The sequence below is a fragment of the Ammoniphilus sp. YIM 78166 genome (genome assembly GCF_004522215.1).
GTDB lineage: Bacteria > Bacillota > Bacilli > Aneurinibacillales > RAOX-1 > YIM-78166.
This window is the reverse complement of the sequence record NZ_SDLR01000002.1, coordinates 821,924-837,067: the sequence shown is the minus strand read 5'-3', so window position 1 is coordinate 837,067 and position 15,144 is coordinate 821,924. Positions and strand designations below refer to the sequence as shown.

The 15,144-nt window shown below is 45.9% G+C and carries 17 protein-coding genes; 7 read left to right on the top strand and 10 right to left on the bottom strand.

What is annotated here, in order from left to right; genetic code table 11:
- Positions 1-241: 241 nt before the first annotated feature.
- Together EIZ58_RS10345 and EIZ58_RS10340 are read right to left on the bottom strand one after the other, a co-directional pair.
- The gene (locus EIZ58_RS10345; RefSeq protein WP_167577602.1) at positions 242-862 is read right to left on the bottom strand and encodes an ANTAR domain-containing response regulator; all 621 of its coding nucleotides are present in this window, start codon (positions 860-862) and stop codon (positions 242-244) included.
- Complete coding sequence (locus tag EIZ58_RS10340) at positions 807-2,099, bottom strand: ammonium transporter (protein ID WP_240689039.1); 1,293 nt, start codon at positions 2,097-2,099, stop codon at positions 807-809. The genes EIZ58_RS10345 and EIZ58_RS10340 overlap by 56 nt, the downstream gene beginning before the upstream one ends.
- A 235-nt stretch (positions 2,100-2,334) precedes the next feature.
- On the opposite strand from EIZ58_RS10340, the gene EIZ58_RS10335 reads away from it, so the two are divergent.
- From EIZ58_RS10335 to EIZ58_RS10310, 6 genes are all read left to right on the top strand, one after another.
- The gene (locus tag EIZ58_RS10335; RefSeq protein ID WP_134700557.1) at positions 2,335-3,162 is read left to right on the top strand and encodes a DUF2935 domain-containing protein; all 828 of its coding nucleotides are present in this window, start codon (positions 2,335-2,337) and stop codon (positions 3,160-3,162) included.
- A 108-nt stretch (positions 3,163-3,270) separates the two neighbouring features.
- On the top strand, positions 3,271-3,987 hold the full coding sequence (locus EIZ58_RS10330; RefSeq protein WP_134700555.1) for a hypothetical protein: 717 nt from the start codon (positions 3,271-3,273) through the stop codon (positions 3,985-3,987).
- Positions 3,988-4,050: 63 nt separating this feature from the next.
- On the top strand, positions 4,051-4,395 hold the full coding sequence (locus EIZ58_RS10325; protein ID WP_134700553.1) for a potassium channel family protein: 345 nt from the start codon (positions 4,051-4,053) through the stop codon (positions 4,393-4,395).
- A 46-nt stretch (positions 4,396-4,441) separates the two neighbouring features.
- Positions 4,442-4,642 (top strand): hypothetical protein, encoded by a 201-nt coding sequence (locus EIZ58_RS10320; protein ID WP_167577601.1) that lies wholly within the window; start codon positions 4,442-4,444, stop codon positions 4,640-4,642.
- A gap of 352 nt (positions 4,643-4,994) precedes the next feature.
- A complete protein-coding gene (locus tag EIZ58_RS10315; RefSeq protein ID WP_134700549.1) occupies positions 4,995-5,264 on the top strand; it encodes a hypothetical protein in 270 nt (89 codons plus the stop codon).
- A 49-nt stretch (positions 5,265-5,313) separates the two neighbouring features.
- The gene (locus EIZ58_RS10310; RefSeq protein WP_134700547.1) at positions 5,314-5,634 is read left to right on the top strand and encodes a DUF3846 domain-containing protein; all 321 of its coding nucleotides are present in this window, start codon (positions 5,314-5,316) and stop codon (positions 5,632-5,634) included.
- A 24-nt stretch (positions 5,635-5,658) separates the two neighbouring features.
- On the opposite strand, the gene EIZ58_RS10305 is transcribed toward EIZ58_RS10310, so the two are convergent.
- From EIZ58_RS10305 to argJ, 6 genes are all read right to left on the bottom strand, one after another.
- Positions 5,659-6,219: an HNH endonuclease gene (locus EIZ58_RS10305; RefSeq protein WP_134700545.1), complete on the bottom strand. Its 561-nt coding sequence runs from the start codon at positions 6,217-6,219 to the stop codon at positions 5,659-5,661.
- A complete protein-coding gene (locus EIZ58_RS10300) occupies positions 6,203-7,153 on the bottom strand; it encodes an MBL fold metallo-hydrolase (protein WP_167577600.1) in 951 nt (316 codons plus the stop codon). Before EIZ58_RS10300 ends, EIZ58_RS10305 begins: the two co-directional genes overlap by 17 nt.
- A 53-nt stretch (positions 7,154-7,206) precedes the next feature.
- Positions 7,207-9,126, bottom strand: coding sequence for a vWA domain-containing protein (locus tag EIZ58_RS10295; RefSeq protein ID WP_240689000.1), 1,920 nt, complete (start codon positions 9,124-9,126; stop codon positions 7,207-7,209).
- A 26-nt stretch (positions 9,127-9,152) separates the two neighbouring features.
- Complete coding sequence (locus tag EIZ58_RS10290; protein WP_134700543.1) at positions 9,153-10,031, bottom strand: ATP-binding protein; 879 nt, start codon at positions 10,029-10,031, stop codon at positions 9,153-9,155.
- A gap of 148 nt (positions 10,032-10,179) precedes the next feature.
- Positions 10,180-10,923 carry a Cof-type HAD-IIB family hydrolase gene (locus EIZ58_RS10285; RefSeq protein WP_134700541.1) on the bottom strand — a complete coding sequence of 248 codons (744 nt, stop codon included), beginning with the start codon at positions 10,921-10,923 and terminating at the stop codon, positions 10,180-10,182.
- A gap of 129 nt (positions 10,924-11,052) precedes the next feature.
- Complete coding sequence (argJ, locus tag EIZ58_RS10280; protein WP_134700539.1) at positions 11,053-12,267, bottom strand: bifunctional glutamate N-acetyltransferase/amino-acid acetyltransferase ArgJ; 1,215 nt, start codon at positions 12,265-12,267, stop codon at positions 11,053-11,055.
- Between the two features lie 178 nt (positions 12,268-12,445).
- Between argJ and EIZ58_RS10275 the strand changes: the two genes are divergently transcribed.
- The gene (locus EIZ58_RS10275; RefSeq protein ID WP_167577599.1) at positions 12,446-12,691 is read left to right on the top strand and encodes a DUF1653 domain-containing protein; all 246 of its coding nucleotides are present in this window, start codon (positions 12,446-12,448) and stop codon (positions 12,689-12,691) included.
- Between the two features lie 42 nt (positions 12,692-12,733).
- Here EIZ58_RS10275 and EIZ58_RS10270 read toward each other — a convergent pair whose 3' ends face one another.
- Together EIZ58_RS10270 and EIZ58_RS10265 are read right to left on the bottom strand one after the other, a co-directional pair.
- A complete protein-coding gene (locus EIZ58_RS10270) occupies positions 12,734-13,405 on the bottom strand; it encodes a hypothetical protein (protein ID WP_134700536.1) in 672 nt (223 codons plus the stop codon).
- Between the two features lie 20 nt (positions 13,406-13,425).
- Positions 13,426-14,796 carry a hypothetical protein gene (locus EIZ58_RS10265; RefSeq protein ID WP_134700534.1) on the bottom strand — a complete coding sequence of 457 codons (1,371 nt, stop codon included), beginning with the start codon at positions 14,794-14,796 and terminating at the stop codon, positions 13,426-13,428.
- Between the last annotated feature and the right edge of the window lie 348 nt (positions 14,797-15,144).

Sequence of the window (15,144 nt, the reverse complement as noted above, 5' to 3'; positions counted from 1 at the left end):
CCTAATGAGAAGATTTAACAATACAATGAAATAAATAAGTTGCGGACAGTAGATTCGTTATCTGATAAAATTTGCTATAGGTTGAGGGCGCAATGGATATAGCTTCCGTTATTTTGTTAAGATCCAGCTCTTTTTTCTCATTTTTGCACATTTAACAGACTCCATGTCCGAAAGAAGCTCCAATCTCCTGTATTTCACGAGAATAACGAACCTTATGTCCGAAAAATAAAAAGACGCGAGCTTAGTTCGCGTCTTTTTCCTTTGGCAATATTCCTTTCAGGGAGAGTAGCGAGCGAGCCACACTTTCGATGGATCTGCGCTCCTTCATGGCTTGCATTCTCATGAGCTCATAGGCCTTAGATAGGCTGACGTGATTGAGCTCGGCCACGATTTCTTTGGCCCGATCGATGAGTTTTCGTTGCTCTAACTTCACCTTTAGTTTCTTGTTTTCGATCATAAGACCTTTCCGGCGCTCAAACTGGTAACAGCCCAGAAGCAGCATCCCTAAGATCTGAGATTCATTCATAGTGTGATCAATGAATCCATCCGCTTCCAGATTCCACTTGCGAAATGCACCCTCTTGCCCATGTCCATACCAAAAAACAGGCAATTGCTGGTTGACTCGGCTAATCCATTGCCCCAGTTCTTCTAAACGACAAACTACAACCACCGCGTCATACACCGTTAGATCCTCAGGAAGCTCTTCGCAGAAAGTAAGGTGAAGCGAATGGAACTGGAAGTCCCGCTCCCAGCCATTCGCCTCATCCCTTCCTATACGCTCGAGCCATACCAAGCGTATAACGGAATCAAACACTTTGTTTGAATTGCGGTGTTTTGCCTTGAAGATGCTCAGGGTATCCATAAGCCCCATGCTCACTGATATCCAAGCCCATAATCTCTTCTTCTTCACTTACACGCAATCCAATCGTCGCCTTGAGTACAGCTAAGACAACATACGTAGCAACAGCTACATAGATACCACATGCGAGCACCCCTACCGCTTGAACTCCTAATTGGTGGAATCCGCCACCGTAGAACAACCCTTCTTGACCCACTCCTACAATTTCAACTAATCGCGGAGAAGCGAATAATCCGTTAGCTAAAGTTCCCCAAACCCCTGCGATACCGTGAACCGATGCCGCATAGATGGGATCATCAATTCCTTTTCGATCAAGGAAGATCGAGAAGAAGTAAGACAAGACTCCGGCAATGGCCCCAATGACAACGGCTGCCCATGTTTCAACGAAAGCACAAGAAGCTGTGATGGCAACTAGAGCAGCTAATACCCCATTTAACATCGCCGAGATGTCAGCTTTACCTGTGTAAATCCAAGAAGCAAGAAGAGCAAACACGGTACCCGCTCCGGTAGCCAAAACAGTAGTCATGGCTACATGGCCAAAAAATCCATCGGTAACACCTAGCGTACTACCTGCATTAAATCCAAACCAGCCTACAAAAAGAATCACAACGCCTAGCACTGTATAAACCTGATTGTGTCCTGGCAAGAAATTCGGTTTGCCATTTGCATTGTATTTGCCAAGACGAGGCTTCAGCATAATCGTAGCAACAAGAGCGGCAACGGCACCTGTTAAGTGAACAACGGTGGAGCCGGCAAAATCCTGCTTCCCATGGTCACCCAACCATCCGCCTCCCCAGATCCAATGTCCGATCACAGGATAGATAAGAGCTGTAAACAATACGCTAAAGATTAAATAAACGGAAAGCTTCGCTCGTTCTGCAAATCCACCGAAAGCAATCGCTAAGGAAACCCCGGCAAAAGCCATTTGGAAAACAAAGAAGATCGGAAGGGGAACACCGAAAACTTCGTCAATTCCTTCTAATAGAAACCCATCCAACCCGATAATGGAATTTCCTTCACCAAATGCAAATGCAAATCCTACTGCCCAGAAAACTAAAACACATATTCCAAAGGTAAATACCGTTTTCCCTGCGACGTGACCTGCATTCTTCATTCGCGTAGAGCCTGCCTCCAGCAATACGAACCCCGCTTGCATGAAGATGACCAACACCGCAGAAATCATTACCCATAACCAATCCACCGTACTTGCGACTTGTTCGATCTCGGCTGCCAAGGCCATGTGAGGGAACAAGAGCAGAAGAGCTAAAATCAAGGAACCCCATAATTTTGTTTTCATTTCTCAACACTCCTTTGTGTTAGTTTTCATAACAGCCGTTGTTATATTTAGATTTTATGCTGAGATGGGGTTCACTTCAACTGAAGTGTTAGATTATCTTACACACGAATCTTTTCAACAATTTTTAACCATTCACATAATATGGGTATCATCCTATTAAGGAGGCCTCTGCCTACCTATGACAACTGTTAAAGCAAGATTAACCCCTGTGGAGGAGCACTCCTTCTGGTTAGAAATTTTAGAAGATCATGCCCGGTTCATTCGTGATTATTTATCATCTGAGGAAGCCGTTTGGGTTAAAACGGCTCAGGAATATATCCTTCGATTCCAGGCTTTGCGCACGCGACTAGCTTCCTTTGCTCTAGACGTGCCGGTTAATTCCCCCGATTTGATTCTCTTTTCCCGGAATGCTCATGCTACTGCTTGGGGCTATTATCAGTTTGAAGGGCATATGCAGCGTCTTCGTATTCTAAATGAAGTCAATCTGAATCTCACTCCCACTTACCTCATTGGCACATTGAATGAAAACGCTGAATACTTAAGAAGACTGCATTACTACGTCAAGGGTTTAGACTCCCCCGACCAACCCCTCACCGATCTGCTAGATCTGTGGCTCGAAGATCAACTGGGACATGCGGCCCTTCTGCGCAACGGATTAGATCCGGTAGAGTTAGCCCTGGCCGGAGAAGCAGCCAAGTATATGGAAGCCTTCAATGCTCATATGCTTAAAAATAATGCCATTAAGCGATATCTTCGCTTTCTGCCACCCGGTTTCCCTGAACAGCTAGGATTTGTCCGGGAGGTCGGACGGACGGTAATGGGCTTTAATCAGCTCGTGGACCGCGTAATTCAATTGCATAAGGTGGATCAAGTGCTGGGTCGCTTAACCCTTCGGTTCCTGGAGCACCACATCCCAGAGTCTTGCTATTTCCTTCGCAAGCTTGCCTCTTTTTCTCCTGCTATCCTTCTGGATCCTAACTGTCCGCTGACTAAGCCTTCTTTCTAACGATAGTAAACAAAAATGATCATTGGGCGGCCTGCCGCCCCCACCGAACTTGACTCGAACAGAAGGGTTTGTCATCATATAGGGGTGTACACTCAGAGGAGGAAGCTTATGGAGGAATTACGCTGGGACATCCCCGGAAAATTAACACATCTGATTATACATAACAGCAACACCTATCAAGTCAAGTTTGAAAACGAAACCGTTCAGGTCTTTGAAAACGGCGAAATGATAATAGAGGAGGACCTCTCCGAGGACTTCTTGCCTCGTCATCGGGATCCTTCCATCGCGATGGAAGCGCAATTGCTGAATTGGGCCCAGAACGTTTTGAAAACGTTTCTTCAGCCCTGTGGAAAATGCAAGCAGGTGAAGCTTTCTTTCCCCCCTGAACTCACAGCTCCATCCATCCAACATACCTTGGAACAGCAGGGGATCCAATTTATCTGTCCCTCCTGTATTGAGGTTACATTACAGGAAACGCAGGAACACTCCAAAGGGAAGAAGGAAGCTTTTTTCCGAGGGGATATTCGGATTATGGGGGGATCCCAGGAAGAAGTTCAACGCCTTGTTCAATCGGCAGCGATCCTGTCCATCCGTCGTTATATCCAAACGCTAGGCAAGGGATGGCATTTAGGGATGATGAAATTTTCACAACATCGCTTTTACCTTGTGGCGCTGAAGATCACTTCAGACAATGAAATGGAGTCCTTCCTCCTATTGACCCAAGACGATAAAGGGATCATTGCCTCTTTGCCTCCAGCAACGGGTTTGCCTGCTTTAGGCTTCCAAGAAGGGGAAGAAATCGAATTTATGGCTATTGGAGACTGATCGGATCCTTTTCCACATAGAATGTACAAACCCAAGTACATCCATAGGAGGGAGTCCCTTTCAATGAATGAAAGAAGCTTTCTTCTCTATAACCTTGCAGCCATCTTTCTCTTTTATCTGAACGTGGTGATTAGCTTCGCGCTGGTATATATCTTTTTAGATACCACACAATGGGGACCTATCGTGGACCACCATGCTTCTGCTATTCATCAGGCCCACGAATGGGATCGAATTACTCGTTCCTTGTACTTTAGTGCGGTAACTTTGCTTTCCGTAGGTTATGGAGACGTTACGCCTTTGGGCTGGTCCAAAGCTATTGCTATCCTCCAAGCCATGATCGGTTATATACTGCCTGCCTTCATCGTCGTGAATTTTGCAAAAAACGTTAAAAATGGCATTCATGGATAGACTAGGAAAGTGAGGTGATGGTATGCGTTACGTCGGCCAATTTCGTATGTCTAAGAGCGACAACTTACTTTACTATTTTGAGGATGGCCCCTATAAAGATGTATTGCAGTATTTAAAGGAATGGACGCAGAGTGAACCTAAATATATCCGCTCTACCCGTGCATGGACCGTTCCCTTGCCTAAGGTGAGCAAAAAGTCTTTCCAGGAGATCCTAGAAAGCAAGGGCTGGAGCGGGGAGATTCTATAAGGCTGTGGGTGTCCCTGAAAATTTCAGGGACACTTTTTTAGCTTACAACATACCCCTCCCCCTATTTAAGAGTGCCCTAATACTTACTTGCCGGTAAACAAGCCTCAGTCGCCAGTAAACTAAGGTGTGTCGCTAGTATTTGAAAAAACTCGCCGGTAAGACTAGCTGACTCGCCAGTATCCTTGCCAAAGTCGCCAGTACCCTCCGATTTCTCGCCAGAAGCGAACCCGCCGCCAGCAGCGCTGGCACCCTCACCCCAAGGCTGGATCCCTTTTTCCATGTTTATTTTCTTCCGAGTGAAGGGGATAATAACGATACTTTTCGAAAGGAAAAGGAAAGAGGAGGATTCACCTTGAGAAGTGACAGCTCATTTGAAGATTTAGGCGATTGGGAGAGTTCTCCTAATCTCTATGAAGTGTATGTAGATGAAGAGTTTGTTGGTCAAAAACTGCTCTTGGGTCAAAGTGACTCGGTCCAGGATGTAGATTATTTCCTTATACAAAATGGGTTTCAACCCTTTACCTCCGAGCTAGAGGGCGAACGCTATCGCATCTCCCCCACACAGAAAGAACAAGCAGCGGCTATGAAGGAACAGCTCGGCATTTATTTGCAGCTAAGATAGCTTTTAACAGCTTCCTCGTTGTATCATGGTACTTAAAGGAGGAATGACCATGATCACCGTTATTGTAAAATATCCTGAGCAAGAACCCCTTACTCAAGCCATTACAGGGCCTGAGAGGTTAGAGGAGCTGATGGAGGGAGAATTCGAAGTTGCTCACGATGATCATCTAGAAGGGATCCTGATCCTCGTGAATGAGGAAGTACGGGGAATTAAGCCACATAACTTTACCATTGAAGCCGATGGCTCACATGACTGGGTGTATGGCACCGCCATCTTTACAGCCGTAGAAGATGGCCAGCTGATCTCGCTCCATGACGCTCAGATTGCCTTGGTTCAGGAATACTTTGCTAAAACGAGGGCGTACAAATAGGTCAGAGGGAAAACTCCCTCTGACTTAATACGTGAAATCAAAAAGGGTAGGCGCTTTTTGATAGTCGTCATCCTCTTCCGAGTAAGGCATAAAATCTTGATATGCCGCCTTGGATACCGCCACCGCATCATCAAAATGATCGAATAACCCCAGATTTTTCATCTTTCCTTGTAGGCAAATCTGTACTCTCCACTGTCCGGTTTTCTTATACCACGAAACCCCACGAACACCACTTGTATTATTGCTGTGAATCTTTCGGTTTTGCATGTTCTCCCCAGCGGAAATGACGCGAAGGTTTTCTCTTTTATTATTTAAAGAATTTCGATCGATATGATCCACCACCATGCCATCAGGGCAATCCGTAATCCAACGGTGTAGCATGATCGTTTTGTTAACCCCATTTTTTCGGTCTTTCCCATGGATATAATATCGTTTCCCAGAATCATCAAATCCGGCAAACCATGTTCCTCTGTAGGACTGGACCTTCTCCAAATCTGCCGTATCGATAAACACTCGAAGATAATATACTTTATAACGTACATAAAGGACCGTGGTTTCGCCCACGATCTCAAACTCGTTTTTCATCCGTTACCTCTTTCGTCTTCAGAATCTCACCCAAGCGCAGGAGAACAAGTTGATCACGCGATAGTCCTTTTCGCTTCCATTCCGTTTGCAGCCGGACAAGAGCTTCCCAGGGGGTATCGTCGGCAAGCCGGAATGTACTGTAGTGCATAGGAATGAAATGTTGAGCCTCTAGATCCAGAAAGGCTTGAACCGCTTCCTCCGGAGAAACATGTTGCATGCCCATAAACCACTCGGGCTCGTAAGCCCCGATGGGCAGAATCGCGAAGTCCACGCTAAACTTGCTGCCAATTTCTTTAAAGCCCGGAAAATATCCACTATCTCCTGAAAAGTAAAGGGTCTCGTTGGACTCTTGATCCCTAATGATCCACCCACCCCAGTGAGAGGCATTGGTGTCAAAGGGTGTCCTCTTCGACCAATGCTGGGCCGGCACAAAGGTCATCTCAATCCCTTTCACCTGTTTCGATTGCCACCACGTGAACTCCTCCACCTTCGGCAAGCCTTTGATCATAAACTTCCTGGCTAGTCCTTCAGGCACGAGATGCGTGGGATTTCCTTGCAGACGCCGAAGGGAGCGGAAGTGCAGATGGTCATAGTGACTATGAGAAATCAGAACGAAATCAATATCTGGCATATCCGCAAGAGCAATCCCTGGAGGGGTCAGTCGCTGGGACATCGCCATCCGCTTAGCCCATACCGGATCCGTTACAATGTTAAGACCTCCAATCTGAATCAGAAAGGTCGCATGACCGATCCAAGTAAGGGAAGTCTGCTCACGGTTCGCTTTAAGAAATGCCAGGTCGGGCTCTGTCTCACTTGCCATGACATAAGAATAATCCTTCGTTACGGAGCGACGAGATCGCTGCCAACGGACAAAGTGATCCCATGTCCGTTTGTTTGGAGTATCGTCCATATTCGAATATCTCTTTCGACGCATCGCGGCAAGGTCCCTCCTTTGCTGTTTCTATTATATGATCGCTCTTTCCCGCGCTACATACTTTTTAGTAATAGCTTTTTCAACAAAGGAGCAAAGTGCTCAGGCAGCTCCTTCACACTAGGGACCATCACGTGCTCCCGGTCGTAGATGTTCTGCATGGTTTTTTCATCCTCTTCAAAGATCTCTCCATTAGATAAGAACATCCCTATCACTTCAACCCCCTGCTTTCGCGCTTGCATCACCGCTTCTTTCGTGTCTACGATTCCATTCTGATCATATTGGGCTGCCGCGGGTTCTCCATCCGAGAACACAAGGAGAAAGTGATTTTTTTCCTTTCGCTTCTTCAGCTCCTGGAGCGCTACGCGGATACTGAATCCATCCCGATTATCCTCCTGGGGCTCCAATTGCATGATCTCCGCTCCACTTCTGGCCGTGATCGAGTAGTGAAAATCTTTGATCCAGTGAAAGTAGTTAGGCTGATATCCATCCTTTACTCCGTTCGCATCCTCCCAAAAGCCTACAATGGCGTGCGGGATTCTTAAGCTCTTTAGGACCTCATGGAATAGGATAATGCCTTTTTTCGTTTCCTCCATTTTATTATGCATGGAGGCTGAACAATCGACAAGCAGCATAAAAGCGGCATCAATATCTTTAGATTCGTTTTTCTTTTTGTAAAAAACCTTAGGGAAATCCTCCAAAACCAAGGGCAGTAAATTCTTAGAAAGTCGTCCAAAAGGCAAACCCTGCTGCGGATCTTCTCGCCGATGCTCCAGTGTTTTTTGAATGGTCTTAGACAAATCTTTAATATATAAATCCACTTCCAGGAGAAGTTCTTTGTACCGCTGCTCATCTAGGGCGCTCGGTTTTTCCGCGTTTTTCCGAATGGATACCGCATGTTTATTTTCTGTACCAAAGGCGCCTGCCCCTCCTGGCATCGCTAGAAGCTGTTCTTTGGTTTCTTCCGCTTCGCTATAGTCCCTTTGTTTGCTGGCACCTGATTTTCCTTGCACACTGCCTAACGCTTCATCCCCATCTTCGGTGGCCCGTGCAGTACCGCCAAGCATCTGCGTCTGGGTCCCACTTTCTAAGTCGAACTGCAAGAAAGCTCGGGATTGTTCCTGATCTTTAGTCTCCCCATGCCAGGTTGGCAGTTTTTCCTTTTTAGCTTCTTCCAAGTCATGGCGGTTCTCGTCTTGATCTTCATTTTTTAAGGAAGAGCTTCGCTTAAGTTCATCAAAGGTCAGGCCTTCTTCTGCCTTGGAATGAAGATGGAGCACAGGAAGAATAAAATATTCATTCAGGACATCCTTGCTGTAATGAGGGGCCACATAATGAATCATTTGTTCCGCGATCCTGACATTATCTCTTGTTGATGATGCATCGAACACTTCATAAAGCATCGGTCTTAAGGCTTCGAAATGAATCCTTTGACTGTCCTCCACGTCCGAAAAACTGCGATCTGGCCCGCTCGCGTGCAACGTCAGATAGACCATACAAAATAAATGATCAAGCAAGTACCCTCGGCTTTGGTTAACGATCAGCTGATTCTCAAAATATTTATGGTACTCCTGATTTCGTATGGAGAACAACCGTGAAGTTCCAGGTCTTTCTCTTTTACAAATCTCTTGGAGTCTCAGATCCTCAAATAAAGTAAAAAGCTCGATCCCGAATTTCTTTAATGAAGATGGCTTTAAGAATTCGCCATACGCCTGGACCTGAGCGGTGTCCGTATGACGAAGCGTTCCAATCGCCCGAAGGTAAATATCTGTTTTATAGCCTGCCTCCATCTCGAGGGGCGGGAGGGTATCCCAAAAATGGCTAGCTGAGATTACCTGTCCCTCAAGATCGACATAAGAACCGTAATCAAACTTAAACTTCAGCTCTTTTACCCCAGACAACACATTGGCCAAATCTTGCAGCTGGATAAAAAGAGCCGTATCCACTTTTTTGTTGTTAAAAACAATATACTTCAACGTTTACACCTCATACGAAAAGGAACTTAAAAAAAGGTTTCTGCAAGGTTTTGGATAAACATTTTTTCTGATTCCTCTTCCATCTTATCACTAATCGCCCGTTTGATCGCTCGTATTGGGGGGATGGCTGTACTTAAATCGCAAGCATCGAGCAGCGCTCGAATCGAAGCCGCTTCTTCTGAAACCTTGCCCTGACTTGCGGCAAGGATTAAATCTTGAGATAGCCGAACAAATAGATCGATCGTTTTCTCGTCCTTTAACAGGCTATTAGAACGAATCAATCCCTTCAACTCTTCTCCCTTAATATAAGGGACTTCAATAACGATAAAGCGATTCATTAACGCTTCGTTAAGAGGCACGGTCCCAATATATCCTTCATTGATCGCAGCAATTACTCTGAACCCCTGCTTCGCTTTTACAACATCACCGGTATACGGATTGGTAACCATTCTTCGATAATCCAATACTCCGTTAATAAGCGGAAGGGTCTCTGGCTTGGCCATGTTAACCTCATCGATGTAGAGGAAATGCCCGTGGTTCATGGCTTTAATCACTGGACCAGGTGCAAACTCAATCACCTGCTTCTCATCCTTATAGGCAATGAATCTTCCCCCGATTAAACTCTCCGCATCTAGATCCACGGAGCAGTTGACCATATGCATCGGCTGGTTAAAAAGAGCGGACAGCGTCTCAGCAAACTTGGTTTTGCCTGCACCTGTCGGTCCCTTTAACAAGACATTCTTTCCCATCATTAAAGCGGCTAGCGTATCGACTAACAAATCCGGATGAGGAGGAATATACCCCCCTTTTCCAATCAAATCGGCAAACTCGGTAGACCCTGGATTTCTATGTTTGGTTAAAAATTCTCTGATTTCAGGTGTAATTAAGCTTTCTATATTTGACAACCCCAACACTCCTTATCAATCACTCTCTAGTTAAGTATAGTTCCTTCCCTTAAAAAAGACAAAAAAGCTGTCCTCCATGCAGGGCATCGGAGACAGCTCAAGTCTGTTGGGTATCTGGTTACTACAAGATTCGGTTGGAGTTCTGTTTTTATGGGGGAAAACTCAGAAGCTTTTGTATCGCTTGTGCCACTCCGTCGCGTTCATAATGATCCGTAACCTCATCGGCGGCAGCCTGTACTTCGGCTGGTGCATTCGCCATGGCAAATCCAAATCCTGCCCAACGAAGCATAGCTACATCATTCAGGCCATCCCCCATCGTGACAACCTGTTGCGCCGTAATATTTAGATAGTCACAGACCTTCTGGAGTCCAGTCGCTTTGGTTATGCCTTTGGGGTTCACCTCAATGTTGCTAGGGTCAGAACTGCTGAGCTCTAGCCTTCCGTAGGTTTTTAAGCGTTTCCAAATTTCTTCTATCACATCCCGATCTTCACTTTTAAACCCAAATTTAAGCCACTGATAGAGCTCAATCTGTTCGGGGAACGTTCCAGGCTTAAACACTTGATCAACCACAGAGCTCCAGAATCGAGTACCAAATTCCTGTGTCAGAGCATATAAAAAACGAATATCCTCATGTTCGATGGTATGGCGCTCTAGCAGGACTCCCCCAGAAGTCCATACCTCACTCCCATTTGCCACTACAAAAGGAACCTGTACATCTAACATTTCTAAGTAGGGTATAATCATACGTTTCGGCCTTCCGGTTGCAATCGTAACTTCGATTCCTGCATTGCGGGCTCGACGGATCCATTGCAAATTGGGTTCCGATATCGTCCCTTCCGCTTCCAAGAGTGTGCCGTCCATATCCAAAGCAATGAGCCTCCAGCGATTCAACCTTACACCTCCACTCCAGCAAGACTTACCTTTTATTACTATATTCTACATTGATATATTGTTAACCTTTAAGCAGAAGTGAAACTTAAAAGGACATAAGGCATTCGCGCCTTATGTCCTTTCGTCCTTTTATGAACGGTAGCTTGCATTGATCTTAATGTAATCGTAGGTGAGGTCACATCCCCAAGCGGTGGCGGCTGCCTCTCCATCATGTAAATCAATCACAACTTTAACATTCTCTTGCAACAAGTAGTCCCTCGCTTCTTCTTCGCTAAAAGGCACAGGGAAGCTTGCCTTTACCACCTGGATCTCCCCCAGAAACACGTCGACCAGCTGTGGTTGAATCGCTGCTCCGCTATAACCGACCGCACAAAGGATTCTGCCCCAGTTAGCATCGGCACCGTAGATCGCGGTTTTGACTAGGTTAGAGCTGATGACGGTCTTGGCTACTTGTCTTGCAATCTCCTCTGATGGCGAGCCCTTTACTTCCACTTCAAGCAGCTTCGTCGCACCTTCACCATCGCGTGCAATCTTCTTCGCTAGCTCTTTCATCACATAGGCTAACGCTTGATAAAAATCATCCGCTTGAACGTGCTCGCTGTTTAGTGCGCTGTTACCTGCCATTCCGTTGGCCATGACTACGACCATGTCATTCGTACTGGTATCTCCGTCCACGGTGATCATGTTAAACGTCTCATCGGTCGCTTTTCTCAAAGCCTCTTGCAGGTAAGCCTGCTCAACCTTGGCATCGGTCACGATGAAGCCGAGCATGGTTGCCATGTTAGGATGAATCATGCCGGAACCCTTAGCGGTTCCCGCGATCGTCACTTTTTGGCCATCCAATTCAAGCTCCACACATAAGGTTTTTTCCACCAAGTCCGTAGTAAGAATGGCTTGGGAAAACAAAGGGCCACTCTCCTCGCTCAACACAGGGGGAAGTTGCTTCATTCCGCTGCTTACCTTGTCCATAGGCAGGAATTCACCTATCACTCCTGTCGACGCCACACCAACGAATTCAGGCGAAACAGCGAAAGCCTCCGCAACCCCACGCTGCATGGCTCTTGCATCTTCTATGCCGCGGTCTCCAGTACATGCATTGGCATTCCCACTATTTACAATTATCGCCTGAAGCTTGCCTTGCTTTTCGATGCTTTCCTTAGTTACCACTAAAGGCGCCGCCTGGAATAGATTCGTTGTATAAACACCAGCAGCTTCCGCAGGCACTTCACTTAGGATCAGACCCAAATCGTGCTTCTCCACTTTCTTGATTCCACTGTAAATCCCTGTGGCCTTAAACCCCTTGGGTGTTGCGATATTTCCATCTATAATATGAAACGTTGACATCAGATTCTCTCCTCTAACCAATGAGATCGAAAACAGCTATATTGTATATTTATACTATATAATCTATGTTAATACAATAGCATTTTAAAACTCCGCTTTAATCATGTTGTGCTTTAAAGCGTGAGGGTATATAATGTTTTTAATCACGAAGCCTGGTAAGGCGGAGGGGGCTAAACAGATGAAAGAAGTAGGAGAGAAACCGGAAGCGGGAGACGTCTACCAAAGCTATAAAGGAAACCTCTATATGATTATTGGTAGGGCGATCCATGCCGAAACCACGGAAGAGATGGTCATCTATAAGAGTGATGGCGAGATGACGTTTGTGCGACCCTTAAGTCTGTTTCTGGGGAGTGTCGTTATTGACGGACAAACTCGGCCACGGTATATAAAGATCTGGGATAAAGAAGGTCATTCGGCTTCTTAAATCCATGAGAGAAGGGCTAGCTTCGATGCATAGCCCTTTTTTTCATCTTCCGGAAAAAAGACGCGTCAGCCATCCGCTCTCTTTCTGCCTTCTTCTTCGCTGTCTGGGCGGAAGTTTCGGATAGGGATCCTCTCTAGAGACCAAGTCTGCGGGAGCGTGAGTCAAATAGTGGAGCAGCTTAGCCTGACTTTCCTGATTTTCAAGATGCTCGCGAAAGAAAAAGTTGCTAAACAAAGGGGGGACATGTTCCTCTGACAAGACAAGGGCATCGTTGAGTACGTAACGAATGTTGCTTTCTTGGCCTGGTACAATATAGTATTCATAGACAGGAAGCGGCACTAGACCTTTCTCACGTTGGATATGTCGGACCCCTTCTCCTCCCCGCCCCACTTGATATCCTCCTTCCTCTTTTTCAGTCGCCCAAATTAGAGAATTCGGCAACACAGAGATCCGCTGAACATCCAGGGGAAGCAGATAGAAAAGATAGACTCCTCCTGGCGTTAGCAGTATGGCCTGGCATAGGAGATGTGGATGGACATTTTCCATAAGTAATACTTTCGTATAGGAAGTGGTTTCATCTACCTCCTGTAACCTCATAAAAAAGGATAAGGTAAATTCGATCTGCTCATATTCGCTCTGTTCACTAGGGGTCCATTCTCCCTGAGCTTCGAGCTCTTGCTTACGTTCCTGCAAGAATAGGATAGCCTGGTTCATAGTAGATGTTCAGCCTCCGACTAGTTGTTCACCGGTTCTAATTCAATATCCAGATATCCTAAATTTTTGGCTAAGTCCGTAATCAGGCTATTCACTTTCAAACGTTCCTCATCCATCAGCTTTACGGTTTCCTCTAAACTCGTAATAAAGGCCTCTGCCTGGATAGAGCTTCCTTCTAATTGATCCATGGCTGAAAATACATTAGGAATGCCATAAGAAATACAGTCATATTTGTTAATCGGCAATTTTTCTATCTTTTGTGACTTTAATTGAATAAATCCTTGATAGATTTCAGCTAAACGTTTTTCCACTTGAATTTTTACACCTTGGCGAATGCGATTGTGCTCAAAGTCAATGTTGCGCACCAAGAGCTCACGCAAATAACGCACCTGCTCGTAGGCATCGTTCAGATAGGTACGGACTTGCATCATTAGTTTCATGCCGTTCTTGGTATTAAGATAGTATTGCTCCTTCATCACCGGACTAACAATCGCATCCTGAACAGCGCTCTGGGCTCGATATTCCTCGAGTTTATGCCTACTGAAGACATATCCGGCCAGAAGCTTAACCCCGCCATATCTCGGATAATGATCAACAATAGATCTTTCTGATTGACCCAGAATCGCTGCTGCCGTACTCACATCGACAGGATCAAAAATAGGGGCTGGCTGACCCGCTAAGATGTAACGGCACAAATACCCAAGTGGGGTGTGATGCCATTCTTCTGGCACACGATAGTGGGTGTCCCCTAATGGTTTCCATAACGCCTCATGCACTTGGTGAACAGCCGTTAAAGATGGATTATGTATAAGCCCTTGTTGCTTGTACACTTGAATAATCGCCTGGAGGGCTTGTCCTAGCTGGGTTTGCTTCAACGACTCCACACTCATCGAATGAAGAGATAGGCCATACCATTGAGAGACCTGGGCTGCCTGCTGATGGTATAGGTTTACGAGAATCTCTTCCGCCTGTTGTGTGAGTTCCTCTAGGGTTAGCTGAGCAAAACTAGTAATGCGAGAGGATGGATCTTCGTCTTGAGCCATCTCGAGCTTACTCGTTGGTGCCTCCACGAAGCTGGATCCCTCAAGTTCAGGCTCAGGCTCAGCCATCGTAACAAGCTCTGGGAGAGCTTCTTCCCTCAATGGTTCGTCTACGTGCGGAGTGTCTACTTCTGGTGTTAGAGCCTCAGCGTTCTCTGCAGGAGGCGGTATGAATGGTTCGACTTCCTCTTCCTTAGGGACTTGCTTTTCCTTATGGCTATTAACAGCCTGCTGCCATAATTCACGAATGGATACCTCTTGATCCTCAGAAGGAGACAAGCTCTCTTCCTCCTTTGACTTCGGGTCACGGTCTTGCTCTCGAAACTGATTCAGTTTATTAAAGAAGTTCATAGCGCCCTCCTATTTATTCAATATATTTTTTATATTAAATTCCGCTGACACCTCGCCCTGCGCTTCTTCGATGGGTAAAGAAACAGTCTCCGAATTCCGGAGGTCCATACGGATATGCATTCTACCTACTAAACACGATGGGCAATGGATCTGTTCGGTCTGGACATGCAAGGAGGTATGGTAAATCCATTCCTGGTCGTAATCCTTGCAATCCCTATTCATACACTTTTGGGTGACCCACACTCTTTTTCTCCCCCTATAGCCTTGGGATTTGCTTGTATCAGGTATTCCACAAAAAACTCCAAAAACCTTCCTCAAAAGACAGAATCCTGCAAATTTCGCACCAAA